This window comes from Providencia sp. PROV033, from assembly GCF_028484855.1.
Taxonomy (GTDB): Bacteria; Pseudomonadota; Gammaproteobacteria; order Enterobacterales; family Enterobacteriaceae; genus Providencia; species Providencia alcalifaciens.
Genome location: NZ_JAMPSW010000105.1, coordinates 1 through 1,267, shown reverse-complemented (window position 1 = coordinate 1,267; position 1,267 = coordinate 1). Strand labels below are relative to the sequence as shown.

Sequence of the window (1,267 nt, the reverse complement as noted above, 5' to 3'; positions counted from 1 at the left end):
GATTTATTTCGCTTAACCTACGCGACTGAGCTGCTCAAAGATTTAGGGTGGGATAGTGTGGTACTCAGTGATGACCGTTGGCAAAAACTGATCACGAAAAAACCGATGCTAACCGGAACCCCCACCTTCTATGTCACGCAATCTGCCTTAACCGCAGGGTTTAGTGATGAGGGAAAACAGGTTAACTCGGTGAATTTTTGGGTGCTGGGTGATAAAGAACAATTTAGCGAGGTCATCAAACAACACCATCTTTGCGGCCAGTTCGATGAAAATTTACCACACTATACGTTGTTGCTATCACGGTAGAATATGAATGTTAGATCCGATAATGTAGGGGGCAGTTTGGAGATCGGAAATTATTGTACGTTTAGCGTATTATTTGACCACCACCACCCGTAACGGATTGACTCAGAGCCAGTAGCTATCGCTTTTAAATTATCGCCTAATCAGTATCGCATTTAGGTTATCCGATTAGACAAAATCCACGGAAAACGGCGTATAGCGAGGAAGTACACCCTAAGGCTATAAGTAAATTAGCATAAAGTGCAACACAAATATTGACTATCCCCATAATGGGTATATTATGGGGATAACTACAAATCTAGGTACAAGTATGAAAGCGTTGTTTGTAGAATTACCTGCTTTTGAGCGGCATAGGGAAAGTTATCTAACAGATGATGAGTTTCGAAGCTTTCAAATTATGCTATTAAAAAATCCATTATGTGGTGATGTTATTCAACACACAGGTGGTTTACGGAAAGTTCGATTTTTTGACTCAAAAAGAAATAAAGGAAAACGTGGTGGTACTCGAATAATTTATTATTGGCATTTAGAAAAATCACAATTTTTGTTATTCACTATTTACGGTAAAAACATTGCAGATGATCTAACAACAAGCCAGCGAGAGCAATTAAGTAAGATGTTAGATATGATTAAAAAAAGGAGTAATGATGACTAAACGTGATATTTTTTCTGAGCTCCAAGAAGGAATGGTAGCGTGGAGTGAGTTTAACGAAGGAAAGAAAACGTTAAAGACTCATCGTATCAACATGAAACCTTTGTCTATGACACCTACCGAAGTAAAAGCGATACGAGAGAAATTAAAATTATCTCAAGCAGTCTTTGCTCAGTATTTACATACAGGAGTTACGACATTGCAGAATTGGGAGCAAGGGCTTGCAAAACCTAATAAACAAGCTGTCTTGCTGCTCAAAATGGTAGAAAAAAGGCCTGATACTTTAAATGAATTAGCTGGATTATAATGGGG

2 protein-coding genes and 1 pseudogene are annotated in these 1,267 nt (G+C 38.4%); all 3 read left to right on the top strand.

All coding sequences use genetic code 11. The features are described 5' to 3' along the window. Positions 1–306: pseudogene (locus PSF16_RS14725) on the top strand (DUF2913 family protein); the annotation flags it as partial. 307 nt (positions 307–613) lie between these two features. Next, positions 614–958 (top strand): toxin, encoded by a 345-nt coding sequence (locus PSF16_RS14720; RefSeq protein WP_272689532.1) that lies wholly within the window; start codon positions 614–616, stop codon positions 956–958. Then, positions 951–1,262 carry a helix-turn-helix domain-containing protein gene (locus PSF16_RS14715; RefSeq protein WP_166697227.1) on the top strand — a complete coding sequence of 104 codons (312 nt, stop codon included), beginning with the start codon at positions 951–953 and terminating at the stop codon, positions 1,260–1,262. The genes PSF16_RS14720 and PSF16_RS14715 overlap by 8 nt, the downstream gene beginning before the upstream one ends. Positions 1,263–1,267: the final 5 nt, after the last annotated feature.

Coding starts and splice junctions, on each gene's coding strand:
- PSF16_RS14715 (WP_166697227.1), top strand. CDS start 951: ATGACTAAACGTGATATTTTTTCTGAGCTCCAAGAAGGAATGGTAGCG.
- PSF16_RS14720 (WP_272689532.1), top strand. CDS start 614: ATGAAAGCGTTGTTTGTAGAATTACCTGCTTTTGAGCGGCATAGGGAA.